The sequence below is a fragment of the Salinicoccus luteus DSM 17002 genome (assembly GCF_000712035.1).
Classification (GTDB): domain Bacteria; phylum Bacillota; class Bacilli; order Staphylococcales; family Salinicoccaceae; genus Salinicoccus; species Salinicoccus luteus.
Window position 1 is genome coordinate 440,800 of sequence record NZ_JONV01000006.1, and the last position, 19,586, is coordinate 460,385.

Consider the following 19,586-nt stretch of genomic DNA (forward strand, 5'->3'; position numbering starts at 1 on the left):
AATGGTATATATGAATCAGGAGGGATAACCATGGAAAACCAGATCATCGTCCCCCATCTATGGTTTGACACGGAAGCAGAGGAAGCAGTCGAATTCTACATGTCCCTATTTCCCGAATCGAAGATTACAGACCGCACGACACTGCATGATACACCGTCCGGGGATGCACAGCAGCTCTCTTTTGAACTTTACGGCTACAGATTCATGGCCATCAATGCAGGCCCGTACTTCACGTTCAACCCGTCCATCTCCTTCTTCGTCAATTTCGATCCTTCAAAGGACGACACAGCTGAACAGACCCTCACAACAATATGGGAAGCTTTAATCGATGAAGGCACCGCACTCATGCCACTCGACGAATACCCCTTCAGCAAGAAATATGGCTGGGTCGAAGACAAATACGGAATCTCGTGGCAGCTCATACTTGGCGGCCCCGAGGAGGGCGACTGGCCGAATATTGTCCCTTCCCTGATGTTCGTCAATCAGAATCTCGGAAAATGCGAAGAAGCATTGGAGTTCTATCTTTCAGTCTTCGAAAACTCCCGCATGGGGGAAATCGCCAGATTTTCAGACGATACGCCCCCTCATCTGCCCAGCTCGGTCATGTACTCCGATTTCATGATTGAAGGCCAGTGGTTCTCTGCGATGGACAGTGCCGGCCCGCATGAATTCAACTTCAATGAAGCCATCTCCCTGATGGTGCTTTGTGAAGACCAGCAGATGGTCGATGACTATTGGGAGAAATTGTCGGCAGATCCTGATGCGGAACAGTGCGGCTGGCTCAAGGACAAGTATGGCGTATCCTGGCAGATCATCCCGAGGGAGATGGATGAGATGATGTCGAATGGCTCTCCGGAACAGGTACGGAAAGTCACACAGGCTTTCCTCGAGATGAAGAAGATTGATCTTGAAGCACTGAAGCAGGCATACGAAGGATGACAAAAGAAGGGGGATCGGACGGACTGCAGTCCGTCTGGCCCCCTTTTCTTCATATCAGTTTTTTATGGAATGAGACGGTGCGCTCCACTTCCCTGAATCCAAGATGTGCATGCATTCCAATACTTGCAGCGTTGTCGATCAGGCAGTCGCTGCCAAAATCCGAGCATCCCCTTTCCATCGTCCAGGATTCGCATGCCTCGACAAGCTGCCGTGCATATCCCCTGAACCGATGACCATCAGATATATAGATGCCCTCCAGATACCCTGCAGGTGAAGATTCAGCACCGGCAACATAGTCATGGCGCAGACTGCAGTGGGCAAAGCCCACTGCTTCACTGTCCACTTGGGCAATGAAGACTGCATTATCATCACTGGCAATAAACACTTCGAATTCCTTCTCCAACTCGGCCGGGCCACTCTCCGGCCACAATCTGAGTACGAGATGGAGAAGTTCCCCTATGTCATCCCTTGCTGCCTGTCTGATCATCTATCTTCTGTGGCGTCATCGTAGGCCTGCAGGGCCTTGCCGCCATATACACTGCCCGGGCCGCCGCCCATGACGATGGCCACCCCTGCGATTTCAGCAATCTCCTCACGCGTTGCACCGAGCTTGATCAGCTTGTTCACATGATTGCCGATGCATCCTTCACATTTGTCTGCGATGGCGAAGGATAGAGCGGCGAATTCCTTCGTCTTCTTATCCAGCGCACCGGACCTGTAGGCGGCATCCTGCAGGTCCTTGAAGCTTTTCATCGTGTCCGGAATGGTTTTCTGCAGCCGTTTCGTGTTGCCCTGCGCAACAGTATTAATTTCATTAAAATGTGTCATATCCTATCACCTTTCCAACAGTAGATACTCTTCATATATTACTATAGCAATCCAAGGCATGTATGCCTACACATCCGACTGGAGATACTTTTCATCCCATCTTTCCGGCAGCAGCGCCTCCAGCCGGACAGTTCGACCATCCAGGCCGATTTCGCAGCCATAGTTGTCCTCCCCAACCTGATTAATCAGTTCACGGCATCTGCCGCAGGGCGGAAGCACTGCACCATCCTCATGGACGGCTATGATTCTGGCAATATCATATTCTCCCCCAGTAACCATTGCGGCTATTGCCGAATGCTCTGCACAGAACCCGATGGAAGACGGCAGATCGAGCGCGACACCTGTGTATACATTCCCATCCACAGTCATGAGTGCTGCCGCGACATGTCCCATCCTCCCTTCCCTGCTCGTCGTCTGCGTATTCAATTTCTGCTTCGCAATATCATAAAGATCATCCATATTCACAGCCCCCCTCTTTGTATAGTCTATACATCCACATTATATCAAAAAAGCATGGGCACCATCCGGTTCCCATGCTCGCAGTTACATGAAATTGGTGATATGGAGGGACACCAATGCCGTCATCCAGACTGCATGGACAATCTCCAGAATGCCGATCTGCTTCATCTTCCAGCCCCGTCCGTAGAGCGCAACCGCCCGGACCAGACTGAGCAGGAATGCGAGTGCCAGTATCCAGTGTGCACTGAGCATGATGATGAATACAATTGCATGATAGGCGTATGAAGCCATCCTGTACTTCGGATTCTTCTTCTCCCGGATCATCGTCTTCACAAAAAGTGCAGTGCTCGTAAAGAACAGAATGTTGATGATGATGACGAAAAATACCGGCCACGACAGTGCATGCAGATTGAGGAAGGCGATGCCGCCCCCCGCGAGCGCAAAGATTGTGATGGCGGAAATGTCATTGAAAATGTTCCGTTCATTTCTGATGGATGCAAAATATGCGTTGACTGCACCGAACGGGAGCATCATGAGGAAGAAGAAGAATATGCGGTAGTCCACCATCAATGGATAGATGAAAAGGATGGCAGACAGTCCAAAAAACAATGCTGCCGCCTTAAGGTAGCCATATTCCCTCCGCCGCTTCTTGATGAAGAACAGTACATGGTCCGCCATGAAGAAGATCAACAACCAACCTGCCATGTAGAAAAGTTGTGCCGGATGGAACCCGCCGGCCACCATACCGATAACCAATGGCATGAACACCATCGCCCATGCCCCATGCTGATTCTGCTTTTTGAATTTCATCGTCTCACCTCTTGCCACCATTATATTACGGGGCAATATGAGGGGGACGCTCAGAATATAACATTTTTGTGAATAAATAAACATAATTAAAGGCCACTTCAAACGAAGTGGCCGGCTTCTATATATTTTTTATGCTCTCAATCAGCTCAGGCAATCCATCTTCAAAAAGATGGGAATCACTTTCTATAATTCTCTGCTCATCAGACTTAATCAGTCTACAGTAGTGGTCGAAATGTCTTTTCGGTACAACTCCATCCTCTTCACTATGGAACAGGCCGATGTGTCCAATGTAGCCCAAGTTTTTCTCAAATCCTTGCTCAAGTTGAAAATCCATCTTATGCCAGTCTTCATCAAGGCCCCAAACTGGAGACGCAACGATGAACAGTGCTTTAATATCAGTTTCTACATTCTCTTCCGAAAGATATTTAAGGAGCGTGGAACCGCCCATGGAATGACCGATCAATATGACCTCGTCCATACTTTTCAGATATAGGTCGAGGACTTCCTTCCAATCCACATACCGCGGGTTATTCGGAATCGGCATATACGGCGCAGAAATCTCATGTGTGCTGCCCAGCCGCTCTTTCATATAGCGGATTAGACCGGTACTTCCCTCATCCCTATTTTGTGGTCCTGCACTGTGTATGAACAAAACTTTGGATTTCATGGACTTTCATCTCCTCCTATCCATCATTACAACAAGTCGGGGGGCCGGCCTTAATAGTAGGATCTATTTCGCCAGTCCTCATCTTCCGCCTCTACTTCCAGTGCAAATAAATGAAATAGGATGACCAGTAGAAAGGCACCGACGAAGAGCACAATCATTCCTTCCAGGTGAATATCGAAAAATGCCTGCATGAGTATGGGCAGCGGGATGAGAAGTGTAATCAACATGCTTCTTTCCCGATATTTTTGTGAAAGATATTGGCTTTCCCCACAATATGGACATGGCATCCCCGAATCTAATGTTGTATACCGCTTGAGTGTTGCTTTTATGTCCCACTTGTCTTCACAACTTTTACAACGTATCAAAATACCTCTCCTTTTTATTCAGATGCATGGAGTCCCGTCCTTTTGACAAAAATCCATCCTAATGCTCTGTCATGAGGTGTTTCATCAATTTATATGCCTATCTCAACCTTGGAGGGTATTATGCCACACGAAGCTTTAAATTACAAATCCGCCTTCAACATCTGCAGTAGCTGCCCTACTTGTCCAGATTCAGTGCTTTAAGCTGTTCGGCGAGTGCATTGTTGATCGGCGCCTCGTCCTCCTGCTCCTTCATATACTTGCGGACGGTACGCTTGTCGACCTTGCCGCGGCCTTCCTTCTTCCTTCTTGCCTCAAAGGCGGACAGTTTTTCCCTGTGGCCGCACTTGCATGTGAAGATCTGGCCCTCGCCTTCACCGCTCAGCGTCATCTTCTTTTTGCATTTCGGGCAGCGGGCATTGGTGACGCGGGCGACATTCTTGCGGTGGCCGCAATCCCTGTCCTGGCAGACGAGCATCTTGCCCTTCTTGCCGTTGACTTCGAGCAATGGCTTGCCGCAGTCGGGACAGGATTTGCCGGATATGTTGTCGTGCTTGAACTTCTTGTCGCTCTCTTTGATCTCCTGCGTGATTGCCTTCGTATGGGCCTTCATTTCGTTGATGAAGTCCGCCTTCTTCAACACGCCCTTGGCGATGCCTTCAAGTTTCTGTTCCCACACTGCTGTAGTCGTGGGCGACCGGAGGGCATCAGGAACAAGGTCCAGCAGCTGCCTGCCTTTCGAAGTGATCTTGATGGACTGTCCATTCTTTTCTATCAGGAAGGAATTGAACAGCTTGTCGATGATGTCCGCCCGTGTAGCGACTGTACCGAGCCCTCCGGTCGAGTCTAGGATGGACTTCAATTTCTTGTCCTGGACTTCCATGTACTTTGCCGGATTCTCCATGGCGGACAGCAGCGTCGCTTCCGTGAAGCGTGCAGGCGCCTTCGTCTGGGCGGACGTCTGGGTCACACGATGCACCTGGATTGATTCACCCTTCTCTAGTTTCGGAAGTTGCTGGTCTTTGACATCATCCGTCTCCTCTTCATCGAAGTGATTGGAATAAGCCGCTTTCCAGCCTTCCTTGAGGACGGTTCTGCCCTTGGCGATGAATGTCTCTCCGGCGGCTGCCGCCTTCACCGTCACCTGTTCAAATTCATGCGGCGGCAGAAGAACGGCGAGGAACCTTTTGACGACCAAGTCATAGAGTCTGCGTTCCCGCTCGTTGAAATCGGATGGGTGCACATGGTTCTCTGTCGGGATGATCGCATGGTGGTCGCTGACCCTGCTGTCGTCGACGAAGGACTTGTTCGACTGTATCTTCCCTCTCAGGATGCGTGTCGCTGTGGCACGGTATTCCCCGATGCCGCACGCCTTCAGCCGCTCAGGCAATGTCGGCACGATATCTTTTGACAGATACCTTGAATCCGTCCTCGGATATGTGACGACCTTATGGCGTTCGTATAGCCCCTGAAGTACATTCAGTGTTTCTTTTGCCGAGAATCCAAGCTGCTTGTTGGCATCCCTCTGAAGTTCCGTCAGGTCATAGAGCCCCGGGGCGAACGTCTTCTTCGGCTTGCTTTCCACCGAGTCGACCGTCAGTGGACTGCCGTCCACCTTATTCACCAGAGCATCGATCCGTTCCTTGTCGAAGCTCCGGCTGTTGCCTTTTTGGTCCTGCCATGTCAGTTTCAATCCATCTGTGTGCACTTCGATGCCGTAGTACGTCTTCGGTTTGAAATTCCGGATTTCCTCTTCCCTGCTCTCAATCATCGCCAGGGTCGGCGTCTGCACGCGCCCGCAGTTGAGCTGCGCATTGAATTTGGTCGTCAGTGCACGGGAGGCATTCAATCCGATGTACCAATCCGCTTCCGAACGGGCGACTGCCGCCTCGTAGAGGTTCTCATAGTTCTTTCCGGGCTTGAGGTTATCGAACCCTCCCCTGATCGCCTTGTCCGTTACAGATGAAATCCACAGGCGTTCAATGGGCTTGTTCACTTTTGCCTTCTTGATGATCCATCGTGCAACAAGCTCCCCTTCCCTTCCGGCATCCGTCGCGATGATGATTTTGTCCACATCCTTGCGGAGCAGTTGGGATTTCACCGCATTGAACTGTCCGCCGGCCTTCTTGATCACCGTCAGCCTGAGCGGATCCGGCAGCATCGGCAGGTCCTCGAGGTTCCATGTCTTATATTTATTGTCATAGCTTTCAGGGTCGGCGAGCGTCACAAGATGCCCGAGTGCCCATGTCACTATGTATCTATCTCCTTCAATGAAGCCGTTCCCCTTCCTATGGCAGTTCAATACTTTCGCAATATCCCTTGCCACAGAAGGTTTTTCGGCGAGCACTACACTTTTAGCCAATTTACTTCATCCTTTCAAAATCACAGCACTATAATTCCCCATTATACAGAAAAAGCCGGGGAATATTCATCCCCGGCAGCAAATTAATTTTTGATCAGCTTCCTCATTTCAGCATCGTCTTCCATGACCTTCCGTGTGAAGGGGCATTGCGGATCGATCTTCCTGCCCTCCTGGCCGACGAACTCGACCATCGTTTCGACCAGCTGGGTGCCGACGCCCTCACCACTCAGGCTGTCGTCCACCCTTGTGCTTTCCACTACATAGTCGCCGTCATCATCCACACTGAATATGATTTCAGCTTCGGGGTTGACTTCATCCTCCCCGACAAAGAACATATTCTCACCTTTTTTTATGTCCATCAGTCTTCCTCCCAATAGTTTTAGCTTTATATCTTTAATAGACGTTTTCAGCCTTTTGAAACATTCATGGCTCTGCGGAAGGGATAAAAGCCACGGGGGTGCGTTCTGTGTTAAACTGTTTTCAAATAGAATCCAGGCTCGGAGGTATCCAATGAACACATCACTGATCATCGCCTATATCATCGTTTTCGTATTATCCGCCATTCCGTTGTTCGAAGCCTTCGTCGTCGTACCGGTCGGTATTCTCGGCGGAATGAATTTCACCATGACCCTTATCATCGGCATTCTCGGCAACCTTGTCACACTGCTTCTGATCATCGTCCTGATGGATCGCATCAAAAGATGGTATCTCGCACGACAGGAAAGGAAAGGCAACACCAGGGACCGTAAATCGCAGCGTGCCGAAGCCATCTGGAAGAAATACGGGCTGCCGGGCCTCGCCTTCATCGGTCCATTCTTCGTCGGCAGCCACTTTACGGCACTGATGGCCGTCATACTCGGCGGCAGCCAGAAGGCCACATTCTGGTGGGTGACGTTGAGTGTCGTCGCCTGGACACTCGGCCTTTCCATACTTGTACTGTTCGGAGTGGACTTCATGAACCTCGAAGACCCTCAGTTCCTCAGCCGTTTCATAAGTGAATAGAACATATATCAAATTGTCATAAAATTATGGTTCATGTTAATATATTCAATGTCACAAAACTAACCGATAAGGACAGATATGAATGAATAACCTGCAGAAAAATGGATATGCAAAATACGATCTTATGACAAGCCTCGATTATGACGGCATTGAAGCAGACTACAAGGAGATACTCGACTACTTCGAAGATCTGCCCATAGACGACTATGCCCCGGAAGCAAACCGCTATCGCAGATACTCCCGGGCACTTGTCCTTCCCACGTCCGGCACCATCGAATGGCTGCCGACCATCCGAAGAGATGGCGAAGAATATTCGGCCTACTTCCAGGGGAAGTTCAACCCTGAACATGCAGGCTCCTACAGGGAATTCCATTCCATCGGAACATCCATCCAGAACAACCGTCTGCTCCAGAAAATCATCATGGCGAACTATCGGGAGACATTCTGGAAAGAAGAGGATCAGATCATGCCGATCCATGTCGGTGTACACTTCGTCAAACTGATGGTTGAATCCGATCAGGACCGGGCCGTGTCTTCTCCGGATTGCCTGCACCAGGACGGGGAGCCGTTCACCTTTGCCCACCTGGTGGAACGTACCAATGTCGAAGGGGGGACGAACGCCATAGGTATACCTGAAGTCAGGGGAAGAAAACCGGAGGAAGCGCGTGATGATGACCTCCATGAAATCTTTGAAATCACAGAGCCCCTTGAATCCTACGGCGTCTATGACTTCAAAGTCAGCCACTACGTCAGTCCGGTTGAAAAGGGTGAAGCCGGCACACCAGGCGTCAGATCCGTCATATTGATCGATTATCAGCTGACAGTCGTTGCAGACATGGATGAATAGGAAGAAGCCCCTGAGAGCGGAATGTGCCGCCTTCAGGGGTTTTCTTTCCATATTATAATATTATTGCGTGACCTTGAAGTTTCGTCACTCATTGCCGTAAGGCGCTAAAGTGTGCCTCAGGTATTCTGACTTACTGAACCACAGCCTCGATGTAAGATGGACAATCAGCAATATGAATATGAACTGATTGATTGATATTTCTGCAAAAAGATTATGGGTTATCACTCCAATAATAACTGCCGTATACATTATTCTGCTCAATACGCCATCAATCTTCAGGCCTTCTCGAGTATTCCCCTCCATATCTATAAACAATCCCACCACAACAGTCACAGCTATGACGTAGAAGGGTATCTCTCCTATAAACGCCAGTGTGAGAAAAAAACATCCTATTATGTAAATCGTCATTAATAAAGGTAAACCATTTTTAAGCAATTTCATATGACCCACCCAACCAGATATTTCTTTTACTTATAATCAATCCTTCCCCCATGACCTAATCATGGGGGAAAGATTGCCATGCTATTTCAATGAACCATGCGGGTCGATGACGAATTTCTTCGCTGCACCCTTATCGAAGTCCTGGTATCCATTCGGTGCCTCATCCAGACTGATGACCGTTGCATTGACCGCTTTCGCAATATCTGCACGGCCGGAAAGGATGGCCTTCATCAGGTCACGGTTGTATTTCATTGCAGGTGTCTGTCCTGTAACGAATGTATGTGCCTTTGCCCAGCCGAGGCCAAGACGCACTTTCAGAGTACCCTGCTGCGCTTCCTTATCGGATGCCCCTGGATCCTCGGTTACATAGAGGCCTGGAATACCGAGCTTACCGCCGGCTGTCGTGACATCCATGATGCTGTTGAGCACGGCCGCCGGCTGTTCCCCGCCACCTTCACCGTGTCCGGACGCTTCGAAACCGACGGCATCGACGGCACAATCGACTTCGTCCACTCCAAGCAGATCTTCAATCTGTTCACTCAAACGGTCGTGCTTCGAGACGTTGACCGTCTCGCATCCAAAGCTTTCCGCCTGTTTGAGGCGCTCATCCTGCAGGTCACCGACAATGACGCGGGACGCGCCGAGAAGCTGTGCCGAGTGTGCTGCAGCGAGGCCGACCGGGCCGGCTCCGGCGATATATACCGTAGAACCTGTCTTGACGCCTGCTGAATAGGCACCATGATAGCCCGTCGGGAAGATATCGGAAAGCATCGTCAAATCCAGTACTTTCTCCATAGCCACTTCCCTATCCGGGAAGACAAGCAGCTGGAAGTCGGCGTATGGCACCATGACATATTCGGACTGGCCGCCGACCCAGCCACCCATATCCACATAGCCGTAGGCCGCACCGGCACGTTCCGGATTGGTGTTCAGGCAGATATGTGTTTTTTGCTCCTGGCACATGACACAGCGGCCGCATGCGATGTTGAAAGGCACGGAGGCGATGTCGCCTTTTTTGACGAATTCCACGTCCCTGCCCACTTCAATGACTTCTCCCAAAATCTCATGTCCGAGGACCAGTCCTTCAGGCGCTGTCGTTCTTCCTCTGACCATATGCTGGTCACTGCCACAGATGTTTGTTGTAATGACTTTCAAAATGACCCCATGTTCACATTTCCGTCCAACGTTCTCTTTCGGTACCCCGGGACCTTCCCTGAGTACGAGATCCGGGTAATCGATATCCCTTACTTCAACGCTACCTGCTCCAGTATAGACTACACCACGATTTCCTGCCATCTTAACCCTCCTGTTAGTGTTTGACACCTTTTAGTCTGATTATGCAGCTCGAAGACATTTGCGACAGTACTTACGCTCCTTTCGCTTTAAGTCTATATCAAAAGCCCTATGGGCTCTGATCCCCTTCTGATCATCAAGCGTGTTGTGTAAGGATATGTAAAAAATCCTTTGACACCATCATATATCCTTCTGAATTTTCAGTCAATAATTGGAGATTATGTCATTCATTTTTTATAGGAAGAATGATGAATCCCTCCTCTATACTGCCAAACATCTTCTCTTCTGCGGCACCCGTATATATGTTATACATGCCGTATGCGCATAGGAACGCATCCACCTTGTCCTCCAGATGCTTGTGCGATTTCCGTGTTGCACTGCGGAGGTCCCAATCTATTTTTTCAATGAGATCTTGCACTCTGCCTTCCGCTTCCATTTCTTTGAAAAGACCCGTCAGCCGGTCCATCTCCCCGCATGTCTCCTCGAACGGCACCTTCCGCTTCCTTTTGTATCTGACCGGAAACATTTGTGGAAAAAGTCCGCAGCAGATGCCTGTCGGAAATGTTTCCACAATGTTTGAGGTTTCACTATCAAATCCGATTCTTATATCCGGCAGTGCCTTCATGATCTCCTGCATCAGCGTCTCTCCGCGTATATCCCCAAATGTACGGCTGAGATACGAGCGGTTCGAGTTGAATGCGAACAGTCTGTGCCCGTGAATCCGCGAACGCATCAGTGCACCCTCCGCCCCTCTCGACCCAGTTTCATTGTTGACGATCAGCGGCGCGTCTATGGCAATTGTAGCCGGTCCATCCAGATGCGCCTTGATGATGGCAACAACCGCTTCATTGGTGTAGACATCAGCATCCAGGAATTCCACCACACCATCTGCATCCATTACACAAATGCCCGTCTCGTTTCTATACGTCCATGCCAGGTCCACTCCAATAAACTTCATTCGTATCCCACCATCCTGCTTCCATAATGTATTTCTATCTCTATGCCTTTGTTGCTTTGCAGCTGCTTCTCTCTTAAAATTGATGTGTATTAAATTGAAAGGAGCGCGTTTATGAAAAAGTTCATCAATGCCAAAATATACGGCCAGGAGGATGCCAGTGAAATTCTGGTGGAAAACGGCGTCTTCAAATCCATCGGCCAGAACCTTGACGATGCAGAAGAAGTGATCGATCTGGAGCACCGCTTGGTTCTGCCCCCCTATGTCGATCCCCACCTGCACCTTGATTATATCTTTTCCGGAGTCGGAGAGGGAAACGCCAACATCTCGGGCACACTTTTTGAAGGCATACAGCGCTGGAGTGACAATAAAAAGTCGCTGACCGAAGAGACGGTGCGCGAACGGGCGCTGCGCGGCATAAAGAAGGAATTGAACCACGGTGTCCAGTACATCCGGACCCATGTCGATGTGACGGACCCCAACCTCACCGGCATGAAGGCACTGCTCAAGTTGAGGGAGGAGCTGAAGGATATCGTGACACTCCAGCTTGTTGCATTCCCACAGGAAGGATTCTTCCGTTATGAAGGCGCAGAAGCGCTCGTCGAAAAGGCGCTCGAGATGGGGGCGGATGTCGTCGGCGGGATTCCCCATTTTGAGATTTCATACGAGCATGGCGTGGAATCCCTGAAGCGCATCGTCGACCTCGCGCTTAAGTATGATGTCATGATCGACATCCACTGCGATGAGAATGATGACCCGAACAGCCGCTTCCTGGAGGTTTTGAATGCACTTGTCATGGAGAAGGGCTATGGTGAGAAGACGACGGCGAGCCATACGTGCAGCTTCGGTTCTGCCGATGACAGCTATGCAGCGAAGATGATGGGGCTCTTCCGTGAATCGAAGATCAACTTCATCTCCTGTCCGACCGAGAATGCCCACCTGCAGGGGCGCAGCGACAGTTATCCGAAGCGCCGCGGGCTGACGCGGGTCAAGGAGCTGCTCGCAAACGGCAATTCTGTTGCATTCGCCCAGGATTCAATTGCGGACTACTGGTACCCGCTCGGCAACGGCAACATGATGAATATCCTGGACAATGGCATCCATCTCTCCCACTATACGCATATCGATGAAATCAACAGGGCATTCGACCTCATCACATATAATGGTGCAAAGGTCATGCAGCTGGAAGACCAGTATGGCATCGAAACAGGCAAACCGGCAAACTTCATCGTCCTTGATGCATATGATGTGTATGAAGCGGTGCGTGAACGGGCGGAAGTGCTTGCCTCAATCCGTGAAGGGGAGCACCTCTTCAAGCGTGCCCCAAGGAAGAATGAAATTTCACATGAACTGCTGGAAGATATGTAGTGCACACAAAGGACGCATCCTGGCAAAGGGTGCGTCCTTTTACATGTATGTATTGGTATCCATTCGAATAATTTTTTTTACTTGCAGTCAGTTGGGCCGTCCCGCCCCTTTATTTTTAATCTTTACAGTTTTGTGAAAATACTATAGCATACTATATGCACAAATTAGACTACATACGTATGGTATGGAACAGAGGCTCCTCCGATATCATCCGAAATACCTATCACTATTCCTTTCATCGTGAATATGCATACTAATACCATCCAAATAGAGGGACGTGTCCATAATGAAAAAAACGATCTTTATTGTCCTCATGCTGACGCTTGTCCTGTCCGCATGCGGCCGCCCGAACCAGAACGAGTCATCCGACACAACGACCATCCGGCTCGCCTACCTTGTATCAGAAAGCCATTCATCGCATATCATCGGGGAAAAATTCAAGGAGCAGATCGAAAGGGAGTCCGACGGCAAACTCGAAGTTGAACTCTATCCGAGCGGGTCCCTTTTCCCATCAGACCGCGAAGCTGTCGAATCCGTACAGCTCGGCAATGTCGAGATGACGATTCCGGCACTTGCCGCCGTATCATCCTTCAATCAGAACTTCATGGTGCTCGACCTGCCGTTCCTTTTCGATGACTACGATGAAGCCTACAAAGTGCTTGATGGGGAGTACGGCCAGAGCCTGCTCGATGAACTGGAAGACTACAACCTGAAGGGACTCGTATATGCGGAAAATGGCTTCCGCCATATCACCAACAACGAACGCCCCATCTACGAACCGGAAGATCTGGAGGGACTGAAATTCAGGACTCTGGAGAGCCCTGTACAGACGGATATCTTCAAGGCATTCGGAGCCAATGCTTCCCCATTCGCATTCGGTGAGATGTACACTGCACTGCAGCAGGGCACTTATGATGCCATGGAGGGTCCAATTTCACTGTACTATACCAGCAACCTCTATGAGGTGCAGGAATACATGAGCCTCGTCGGCCAATATTATATGCCGACCGTTTTGCTGATGAACAATGACTTCTACGAAGGGCTACCTGAAGACCTGCAGGAAGTGGTCATGGATGCGGCCATCATGTTCCGCGAGGAGCAGCGGGAGCTTGCCCACCAGCAGGATGAGGAATACCTCGAGGTAATGAAGGAGGATGGTCTCAAGGTGAATGAAATAACCGAGGAACAGCGTGAAAAATTCATCGAGGCGGCAGAGCCAGTATATGAAAAATATGATGAAAAGCTCGGCAACAATCTGCTGAACGACCTGTTCGAGGCCAGAGATGAATAGTTCTATAATCCTACGACCTATAGAAGGAGCGAAATAATGATAAAAAAAATGAATCGATTTGAAGAAGGATTCCTCATTGCGACCCTCGTCCTGATGGTAGCGCTCATTTTCGGTCAGGTCATCGGACGTTATATATTCCAGAATGCCCCAAGCTGGACGGAGGAAGCGGCAAGATACATACATATCTTCCAGGTGTGGATCGGGGCCGGCTATGCAGTAAAACTCAGGGAACATATCAAAGTCTCGGCATTCATCGACCTTTTTCATGGCATGACCAGAAAGGTGATTGATATCGTCGCCCTCATCATCTGGTTCCTGATGGTGCTGCTCGTTGCGATCTTCGGAACCCAGCTCGTCATGACGACACTCCAGTATGGTCAGGTCGCTCCTGCCACACAAATACCTTTCTGGCTGCCGTATCTTGCCGTCCCAATTGGCGCCTTGAGCATGATGATACGGCTCATCATACAACTGATTGAAATCATCAATAAAGACTATGACAAACCCGAGGAGGCGGCATCATGACAGTAGCGATATTATTCGGGGTCTTCATACTCTGTTTTTTGATTGGCGTGCCCATTGCGATTTCACTCGGAGTCTCTGCTCTGGCAGCCATATGGTTCGGCACGGATCTGCCGATCAACCTGATTGCCCAAAAAGCTTTTACATCACTCGACTCCTTCCCACTCCTCGCCATCCCATTCTTCATTTTGGCGGGTGTACTCATGGGAAAGGGCGGCATTTCGAAAAGACTGCTTGATCTGGCAACCGCCCTCGTCGGCTGGATGACCGGTGGACTGTCACTTGTTACGATTGTTGCCTGCATGTTCTTTGCCGCCATTGCCGGTTCAGGTCCGGCAACAGTTGCGGCAATTGGCGGATTCATGATTCCAGCGATGATCGCAAGAAACTACGATCAGGGATTTGCATCCGCCGTGCCTGCAACGGCAGGTTCCATGGGGGTCATCATACCTCCAAGCATTCCGCTCGTCCTCTATGGCGCAATCGGCAACGTATCCGTCGGTGCTCTTTTTATGGCAGGCATCCTGCCAGGGCTCCTCGTCGGCATTGCCATTATGCTTACAGCCTACTTCATCTCCAAGGCGAAGGGATATAAACCTTCGGAAGATAAACGGACATTCAACTTTAAGGACGTGCTGAAAGCACTGAATGAAGCCAAATGGGCGCTGCTCATTCCCGTTATAATACTTGGCGGGATATACGGCGGCATATTCACCCCGACGGAAGCCGCTGTTACTGCAGTCGTCTATGCACTGATCGTTGGCATATTCATCCATAAGGAACTCGATTTCAAGGCGATTTACGACGGCTTCATGGAGACCGTCATCATCAATGCGACCACGATGATCATCATCAGTTTCTCAGTATCATTCGCTTTCTTCATGACTCTCGAGCAGATACCGAACAGCATCGCAACCTACCTGACGAACCTGTCATCCAACCCGGTTGCCATACTGTTCATCGTCATCCTGTTCCTGCTCGTAGTCGGCATGTTCATTGATACGATTTCAGCACTGGTGGTACTCACACCAATCCTGCTCCCAGTCGTCACAGCCGTCGGCGTCGATCCCATCCACTTCGGCATCATTCTCGTCGTTGCGCTCGCCATCGGTTTCGTCACACCCCCACTCGGCGTCAATCTGTTTGTTGCCTCGAGTGTCGGGAAAGTGTCGATCGAAAAGACCACAGTCGCAGTCATACCATTCATCATCGTCATGGTGCTGTGCCTGATCCTGATCGCGTTCATTCCACAACTCTCCATGTGGATGGCTGGACTGACTCAGTGATGCTGAAACATTATAATTTAATGTATTCTAACTTAAAAGACGGGTTCCCAAAAATAGGAGCCCGTCTTTTAAATATACTGATGAATTTTTCTTCGGTCTGAATGAAAATTGAAATTCTGCTTTTATACTTGGGAGCTTCCATTATTGTAAAGTATACTTGACGTAAAATTTACTTTACAATAGAATTAAAACAAAGAGGTGGTATGCCATTGAAAAACAATGTAGCAGAATGCAGAAAGAAAATGGGATACTCACAGGACAGACTCGCTGAAAAGCTGGGAGTATCAAGGCAGACCATCATCTCCATAGAGAAAGGCAGATACAATCCTTCTCTGCCATTGGCGATGATATTGGCGGAATTATTCAAAGTGAGGGTCGAGCAGATTTTCTTTCTGGAGGATAAGGATTATAAGCAATCCAAGTGATTAGGAGGGATATTTAAATATGAATAGTCCAAGAGGGTCGTTTCTTATACTCGGTATTTTCTTTATTGTATTGGCTGGACTTACAGGATTTGCAGCAATTATGGCAGAATCACCACCGGCAGGCATATTCTATACGCTGGTTGCCATCGCAGTTGTCAACTTCAGTATGGCATACCTATATCCGCAGTTTATACAGAAGGATGAACGCATGAAGCTGATCAGGCAGAAGGGAACCATGGCATCATTCGTCGCCATGGTCATCTACTTCATATTTTTTACGACAGCTCTGCAGTTCAACTGGATTGACGCACCAGCATATTACCTGTTCCAGATATTTGGCGCACTGATGATATCCACCGTGCTCATATCATTCGTCATCTATGCGAAATTGTATTAAAAAATCAGGATGAAGCAGAAGCTTCATCCTGATTTTATTTGCGTTCTTAAGCCACATCACGCTTGGTGAACACAGCCCAGGAAGCAATGATGAATATGACCATGTATACTGCGATGACTCCGACTGAAAATCCGACGGTCATCTCTTCACGTATCGGTCCATATGGTGTGAAGTACACGGACAGATCGGTGTTGGCGAAGAGTATATATTTGGACCAGGCATATTGCGCCAGAGCCTGGGCGGCAGTGGTTCCGACGAACATGAGGAACATTGAGAGCCCGATTGCGAGGGCGCTGCTCCTGAAGATGCTAGAAATCATGAAGCCGAATGTGGCGAGTACGATGATGTTGAGAACTTTGAAGCCATACTGCATGAAAATTTCAGACAGCATCCCATTGCTCGCCATGCCTTCGGGGCGATTGACGATGATTTCCGGATTGATGGCCGGCAGTCCGTATGCAATCAGTCCCACTATGACACTCGTTGCAATCAGGAATAATAGGGTGAGCAGAGTAAACAGAAGGACGGCGATGTATTTCGAAAGCAGTATGGTGCTCCTTGAAATCGGCCGGATCAGCAGCTGTTTGATTGTGCCCCACCTGAATTCATTGGCGACGATGCCTCCGGCAATGATAATGGCAAACAGGCTGACAAGTGATGTAGTAAACAGGTTGTCGAGAACGAAAGTGCCGGCATTGTAGCCGTATGGACGGATATCATTTTCAAGGTGGTACGTATTTTCCTCTATCAGGGTCATATTGGTGGATTCGATAAAAGGATCGTCTTCCCCTTCCGTCTCAATCTCTTCCATCAGTGTCTGGTTCTCTTCCTGCAGTTCAGTCTCCCAATCATCGGTGTAGGTCGTCTCCGAATCCACCGAATCGGTGACAGTATTCATAATCAGGCTGAAGATGACGAGTGCGACCAGGAACAGATACATGACCCAGGTCGATTTCAGTACGTAGATTTTAGCGAGTTCATTTCTGACGAGGTCAAATAGCTTAGTCAATTACATTCTCTCCAATCATCTCGAGGAATCGGTCTTCCAGTGTGGTCTGGGTAACATTGACGCCATATACTTCAATATCCCGATGGACCATTGTCGTCACCAGATGCGGTATGTCATCCCTTTTCAACTGGACCTGCAGACGGTCAACCGTCTCCAGCACTTCAATATTCGGCATCGTCCGCAGCACTTTAATGGCTTCCTCTTTCGGATTCACATCCAGATTGACGATGGCAGTATCAGTATCGTTTTCTTCATTCAAATCGTTGGTTGCGATGAGTTTACCGTTTTTGATGATGCCAATCCGGTCACACATCAGTTCGATTTCACTGAGCAGGTGGCTGGATACGATGACGGAGACATTCTCTTCCACTGCCAGTCTGCGTATGTAGCGTCTAATCTCACGGATGCCGGCAGGATCCAGTCCGTTCGTCGGTTCATCCAGTATGAGCACCGATGGGCTGTGGAGCAGTGCCTGTGCAATACCGAGGCGCTGGCGCATCCCGAGTGAATACTTCCCGACTTTGGTTCCGATCGCTTTATCCAGACCGACCAGCTTGATGACTTCCCTAATCCGCTCATCTGTAATGCCATTCGACATGCGTGCGAAATGCTTCAGGTTCTGCCAGCCTGTCATGAACGGATACATTTCAGGGTTCTCGACGATCGCCCCCACTTCGCTGATTGCTTTCCTGTATTCCTTTTTGATGCTGTGGCCCTTAATGACGACATCACCTTTCGTAATGCCAATCAGTCCTACCATCATGCGGATTGTCGTTGTCTTGCCGGCGCCATTCGGGCCGATGAAGCCGAAAACCTCTCCTGGATGTATTTCAAAGTTCAGGTTCCGGATGATTTGCTTGCGACCGATATCCTTATGTAGATCGATGACTTTCATTGTCGCATCAGACATATCAAATCGCTCCTCTCGATGAATTTGTGGGAGTGTGTAATTCTTAATACTCCATTTTATAGACTACCACATTAAAAAAGTAATATCTTCTTTCAGCTAAAAATCTTCCATTTTGCATCCAGATACTTCTGATAGAATGATAATAATAGAACCAGTACTGACCATCTATTATTAGAGGAAGTGAAGTCATGATCAGAAATGCTGAGGCCCAGGACCTCGAACATATCCTTGCCATTTATAATGATGCCATCCTCAACTCCACCGCCACATACTCCTATGAAGTTGAAGACCTTGAAGCCAGAGAACAATGGTTCAAAGAGAAGCAACAGAAAAAAGAGCCGGTCATTGTATACGAGGAAGCAGACCATGTAGTCGCCTTCGCCACCTATGGCGCTTTCAGAAATAAACCTGCCTACCGTTATACTGTTGAACACTCAATCTATGTCGGAGAATCCGCAAGGTGTAAAGGAGTGGCTACACAGCTCCTTGAAGAACTCATCCGTATTGCGGGAACAGAAGGATACAGGGTTATGGTGGCTGGAATCGATGCATCCAACAGCGGGAGTGTCAGATTGCACGAGAAGTTCGGGTTTGTCCATGCAGGTACATTGAAGAACGTCGGGTTCAAGTTCGACAGATGGCTCGACCTAAGCTTCTACCAGCTCGATCTGTACGAAAAAGAAGCATCGCCCAGATAAGTTTTTCTTGCGATACTTCTTCTTTCTATCATACTAATCCTTTCCCGATGACCCCATCCTTCATCTGTACGATAGTATCAGCGTACTCAAGGGTTTCTTCCTCATGTGTCACCATCAGTACTGTGATGTTCCGCTCCCTGGATAACGTCCTCAGCAGTTTCATTACTTCCATCGAGCGTTTCGAATCAAGGCTCGCCGTCGGTTCATCGGCAAACAGCATCTCAGGCTTATGGACAACTGCCCGGGCAATCGCCACCCTCTGCTTCTCTCCACCGGAAAGCGTACCAGGATAACTGTCCCTATGTCCCCACATGTCGACCAGGTCAAGTATGCTTCTGATTTCCTCTTTTCTTCTGTCTTTGCTCCATTTCAATTCTGCTGTATCCATCATCAGCTCCAACTGCTCCTGCACCGTCAAAAATGGTACGAGATGCGCATGCTGGAATACAAAGCCGAACTTTTTGGCCCGTATGGCCTGTACCTGACGGGTGTTCATATCTGTCAGTGCTTCGTTTTGAAATATGATTGTGCCGGCCGTAGATTTCTGCAGACCTGCTGCTATTGTGAGCAAAGTGCTTTTTCCGGACCCGGAAGCACCGGTGAGTGCAGTGATTTCACCTTTGGTAATTTCCAGGTTGATTCCCTTCAAAACTTTTTCTTCCCTATTGGCACTGCTGAATGTCTTTTCAAGTCCATCGACTGATAGAATCGGCAT

The 19,586-nt window shown here is 49.1% G+C and carries 24 protein-coding genes; 10 read left to right on the forward strand and 14 right to left on the reverse strand.

What is annotated here, in order from left to right; genetic code table 11:
- Window positions 1-30: 30 nt before the first annotated feature.
- On the forward strand, window positions 31-939 hold the full coding sequence (locus tag BO53_RS0102450; protein WP_031545097.1) for a VOC family protein: 909 nt from the start codon (window positions 31-33) through the stop codon (window positions 937-939).
- Between the two features lie 49 nt (window positions 940-988).
- On the opposite strand, the gene aac(6') is transcribed toward BO53_RS0102450, so the two are convergent.
- From aac(6') to BO53_RS0102490, 8 genes are all read right to left on the reverse strand, one after another.
- Window positions 989-1,426, reverse strand: coding sequence for an aminoglycoside 6'-N-acetyltransferase (gene aac(6') / locus BO53_RS0102455; protein WP_031545099.1), 438 nt, complete (start codon window positions 1,424-1,426; stop codon window positions 989-991).
- Window positions 1,423-1,767, reverse strand: coding sequence for a carboxymuconolactone decarboxylase family protein (locus BO53_RS0102460; RefSeq protein ID WP_031545101.1), 345 nt, complete (start codon window positions 1,765-1,767; stop codon window positions 1,423-1,425). The genes aac(6') and BO53_RS0102460 overlap by 4 nt, the downstream gene beginning before the upstream one ends.
- Window positions 1,768-1,833: 66 nt before the next feature.
- Window positions 1,834-2,226 carry a cytidine deaminase family protein gene (locus BO53_RS0102465; protein ID WP_031545103.1) on the reverse strand — a complete coding sequence of 131 codons (393 nt, stop codon included), beginning with the start codon at window positions 2,224-2,226 and terminating at the stop codon, window positions 1,834-1,836.
- An 84-nt stretch (window positions 2,227-2,310) separates the two neighbouring features.
- Window positions 2,311-3,036 carry a YwiC-like family protein gene (locus tag BO53_RS0102470; protein ID WP_031545105.1) on the reverse strand — a complete coding sequence of 242 codons (726 nt, stop codon included), beginning with the start codon at window positions 3,034-3,036 and terminating at the stop codon, window positions 2,311-2,313.
- 118 nt (window positions 3,037-3,154) lie between these two features.
- Window positions 3,155-3,703, reverse strand: a complete 549-nt coding sequence (locus BO53_RS0102475; RefSeq protein ID WP_031545107.1) for an alpha/beta hydrolase — start codon at window positions 3,701-3,703, stop codon at window positions 3,155-3,157.
- Window positions 3,704-3,753: 50 nt separating this feature from the next.
- Window positions 3,754-4,068 (reverse strand): TIGR04104 family putative zinc finger protein, encoded by a 315-nt coding sequence (locus BO53_RS0102480; protein WP_031545109.1) that lies wholly within the window; start codon window positions 4,066-4,068, stop codon window positions 3,754-3,756.
- Between the two features lie 175 nt (window positions 4,069-4,243).
- On the reverse strand, window positions 4,244-6,427 hold the full coding sequence (locus BO53_RS0102485; RefSeq protein WP_031545111.1) for a DNA topoisomerase III: 2,184 nt from the start codon (window positions 6,425-6,427) through the stop codon (window positions 4,244-4,246).
- A gap of 83 nt (window positions 6,428-6,510) precedes the next feature.
- Window positions 6,511-6,786 (reverse strand): GNAT family N-acetyltransferase, encoded by a 276-nt coding sequence (locus BO53_RS0102490; protein WP_031545112.1) that lies wholly within the window; start codon window positions 6,784-6,786, stop codon window positions 6,511-6,513.
- A gap of 151 nt (window positions 6,787-6,937) precedes the next feature.
- Here BO53_RS0102490 and BO53_RS0102495 point away from each other — a divergent pair, with 151 nt between their 5' ends.
- Together BO53_RS0102495 and BO53_RS0102500 are read left to right on the forward strand one after the other, a co-directional pair.
- Window positions 6,938-7,429, forward strand: coding sequence for a small multi-drug export protein (locus BO53_RS0102495; protein WP_031545114.1), 492 nt, complete (start codon window positions 6,938-6,940; stop codon window positions 7,427-7,429).
- 82 nt (window positions 7,430-7,511) lie between these two features.
- On the forward strand, window positions 7,512-8,276 hold the full coding sequence (locus tag BO53_RS0102500) for a 2OG-Fe dioxygenase family protein (RefSeq protein ID WP_031545116.1): 765 nt from the start codon (window positions 7,512-7,514) through the stop codon (window positions 8,274-8,276).
- An 84-nt stretch (window positions 8,277-8,360) separates the two neighbouring features.
- Here the strand turns inward: BO53_RS0102500 and BO53_RS0102505 are convergent, their stop codons facing one another.
- The 3 genes from BO53_RS0102505 to BO53_RS0102515 form a co-directional block, all read right to left on the reverse strand.
- A complete protein-coding gene (locus BO53_RS0102505) occupies window positions 8,361-8,717 on the reverse strand; it encodes a hypothetical protein (RefSeq protein ID WP_031545118.1) in 357 nt (118 codons plus the stop codon).
- 81 nt (window positions 8,718-8,798) lie between these two features.
- Entirely contained in the window at window positions 8,799-10,013 is a 1,215-nt protein-coding gene (gene fdhA / locus BO53_RS0102510; protein ID WP_031545121.1) for a formaldehyde dehydrogenase, glutathione-independent, read from the reverse strand.
- A 220-nt stretch (window positions 10,014-10,233) separates the two neighbouring features.
- Window positions 10,234-10,968 (reverse strand): DUF429 domain-containing protein, encoded by a 735-nt coding sequence (locus tag BO53_RS0102515; RefSeq protein ID WP_031545124.1) that lies wholly within the window; start codon window positions 10,966-10,968, stop codon window positions 10,234-10,236.
- 111 nt (window positions 10,969-11,079) lie between these two features.
- On the opposite strand from BO53_RS0102515, the gene BO53_RS0102520 reads away from it, so the two are divergent.
- From BO53_RS0102520 to BO53_RS0102545, 6 genes are all read left to right on the forward strand, one after another.
- Window positions 11,080-12,333 carry an amidohydrolase family protein gene (locus tag BO53_RS0102520; RefSeq protein WP_031545126.1) on the forward strand — a complete coding sequence of 418 codons (1,254 nt, stop codon included), beginning with the start codon at window positions 11,080-11,082 and terminating at the stop codon, window positions 12,331-12,333.
- Between the two features lie 286 nt (window positions 12,334-12,619).
- Window positions 12,620-13,624, forward strand: a complete 1,005-nt coding sequence (locus BO53_RS0102525; RefSeq protein ID WP_031545128.1) for a TRAP transporter substrate-binding protein — start codon at window positions 12,620-12,622, stop codon at window positions 13,622-13,624.
- A 36-nt stretch (window positions 13,625-13,660) separates the two neighbouring features.
- Entirely contained in the window at window positions 13,661-14,149 is a 489-nt protein-coding gene (locus BO53_RS0102530) for a TRAP transporter small permease (protein ID WP_031545130.1), read from the forward strand.
- Window positions 14,146-15,432, forward strand: coding sequence for a TRAP transporter large permease (locus tag BO53_RS0102535; RefSeq protein WP_031545131.1), 1,287 nt, complete (start codon window positions 14,146-14,148; stop codon window positions 15,430-15,432). Before BO53_RS0102530 ends, BO53_RS0102535 begins: the two co-directional genes overlap by 4 nt.
- A gap of 209 nt (window positions 15,433-15,641) precedes the next feature.
- Entirely contained in the window at window positions 15,642-15,857 is a 216-nt protein-coding gene (locus BO53_RS0102540) for a helix-turn-helix transcriptional regulator (RefSeq protein WP_031545133.1), read from the forward strand.
- 19 nt (window positions 15,858-15,876) lie between these two features.
- The gene (locus BO53_RS0102545) at window positions 15,877-16,254 is read left to right on the forward strand and encodes a hypothetical protein (RefSeq protein ID WP_031545135.1); all 378 of its coding nucleotides are present in this window, start codon (window positions 15,877-15,879) and stop codon (window positions 16,252-16,254) included.
- A gap of 46 nt (window positions 16,255-16,300) precedes the next feature.
- Here BO53_RS0102545 and BO53_RS0102550 read toward each other — a convergent pair whose 3' ends face one another.
- Window positions 16,301-17,263, reverse strand: a complete 963-nt coding sequence (locus BO53_RS0102550; protein ID WP_031545137.1) for an ABC transporter permease — start codon at window positions 17,261-17,263, stop codon at window positions 16,301-16,303.
- The gene (locus BO53_RS0102555; protein ID WP_031545139.1) at window positions 17,256-18,173 is read right to left on the reverse strand and encodes an ABC transporter ATP-binding protein; all 918 of its coding nucleotides are present in this window, start codon (window positions 18,171-18,173) and stop codon (window positions 17,256-17,258) included. The genes BO53_RS0102550 and BO53_RS0102555 overlap by 8 nt, the downstream gene beginning before the upstream one ends.
- A gap of 188 nt (window positions 18,174-18,361) precedes the next feature.
- Here BO53_RS0102555 and BO53_RS0102560 point away from each other — a divergent pair, with 188 nt between their 5' ends.
- Window positions 18,362-18,871 (forward strand): GNAT family N-acetyltransferase, encoded by a 510-nt coding sequence (locus BO53_RS0102560; protein WP_031545141.1) that lies wholly within the window; start codon window positions 18,362-18,364, stop codon window positions 18,869-18,871.
- 28 nt (window positions 18,872-18,899) lie between these two features.
- Here the strand turns inward: BO53_RS0102560 and BO53_RS0102565 are convergent, their stop codons facing one another.
- Entirely contained in the window at window positions 18,900-19,586 is a 687-nt protein-coding gene (locus BO53_RS0102565; protein WP_031545143.1) for an ABC transporter ATP-binding protein, read from the reverse strand.

Bases quoted from the DNA above. Each gene is read 5' to 3' on its own strand.
- BO53_RS0102450 (WP_031545097.1), top strand. From the start codon at position 31: ATGGAAAACCAGATCATCGTCCCCCATCTATGGTTTGACACGGAAGCA.
- BO53_RS0102460 (WP_031545101.1), bottom strand. From the start codon at position 1,767: ATGACACATTTTAATGAAATTAATACTGTTGCGCAGGGCAACACGAAA.
- BO53_RS0102465 (WP_031545103.1), bottom strand. From the start codon at position 2,226: ATGGATGATCTTTATGATATTGCGAAGCAGAAATTGAATACGCAGACG.
- BO53_RS0102470 (WP_031545105.1), bottom strand. From the start codon at position 3,036: ATGAAATTCAAAAAGCAGAATCAGCATGGGGCATGGGCGATGGTGTTC.
- BO53_RS0102475 (WP_031545107.1), bottom strand. From the start codon at position 3,703: ATGAAATCCAAAGTTTTGTTCATACACAGTGCAGGACCACAAAATAGG.
- BO53_RS0102490 (WP_031545112.1), bottom strand. From the start codon at position 6,786: ATGGACATAAAAAAAGGTGAGAATATGTTCTTTGTCGGGGAGGATGAA.
- BO53_RS0102495 (WP_031545114.1), top strand. From the start codon at position 6,938: ATGAACACATCACTGATCATCGCCTATATCATCGTTTTCGTATTATCC.
- BO53_RS0102500 (WP_031545116.1), top strand. From the start codon at position 7,512: ATGAATAACCTGCAGAAAAATGGATATGCAAAATACGATCTTATGACA.
- BO53_RS0102505 (WP_031545118.1), bottom strand. From the start codon at position 8,717: ATGAAATTGCTTAAAAATGGTTTACCTTTATTAATGACGATTTACATA.
- fdhA (WP_031545121.1), bottom strand. From the start codon at position 10,013: ATGGCAGGAAATCGTGGTGTAGTCTATACTGGAGCAGGTAGCGTTGAA.
- BO53_RS0102515 (WP_031545124.1), bottom strand. From the start codon at position 10,968: ATGAAGTTTATTGGAGTGGACCTGGCATGGACGTATAGAAACGAGACG.
- BO53_RS0102520 (WP_031545126.1), top strand. From the start codon at position 11,080: ATGAAAAAGTTCATCAATGCCAAAATATACGGCCAGGAGGATGCCAGT.
- BO53_RS0102525 (WP_031545128.1), top strand. From the start codon at position 12,620: ATGAAAAAAACGATCTTTATTGTCCTCATGCTGACGCTTGTCCTGTCC.
- BO53_RS0102530 (WP_031545130.1), top strand. From the start codon at position 13,661: ATGATAAAAAAAATGAATCGATTTGAAGAAGGATTCCTCATTGCGACC.
- BO53_RS0102535 (WP_031545131.1), top strand. From the start codon at position 14,146: ATGACAGTAGCGATATTATTCGGGGTCTTCATACTCTGTTTTTTGATT.
- BO53_RS0102545 (WP_031545135.1), top strand. From the start codon at position 15,877: ATGAATAGTCCAAGAGGGTCGTTTCTTATACTCGGTATTTTCTTTATT.
- BO53_RS0102555 (WP_031545139.1), bottom strand. From the start codon at position 18,173: ATGTCTGATGCGACAATGAAAGTCATCGATCTACATAAGGATATCGGT.
- BO53_RS0102560 (WP_031545141.1), top strand. From the start codon at position 18,362: ATGATCAGAAATGCTGAGGCCCAGGACCTCGAACATATCCTTGCCATT.
- BO53_RS0102565 (WP_031545143.1), bottom strand. From the start codon at position 19,586: ATGCCGATTCTATCAGTCGATGGACTTGAAAAGACATTCAGCAGTGCC.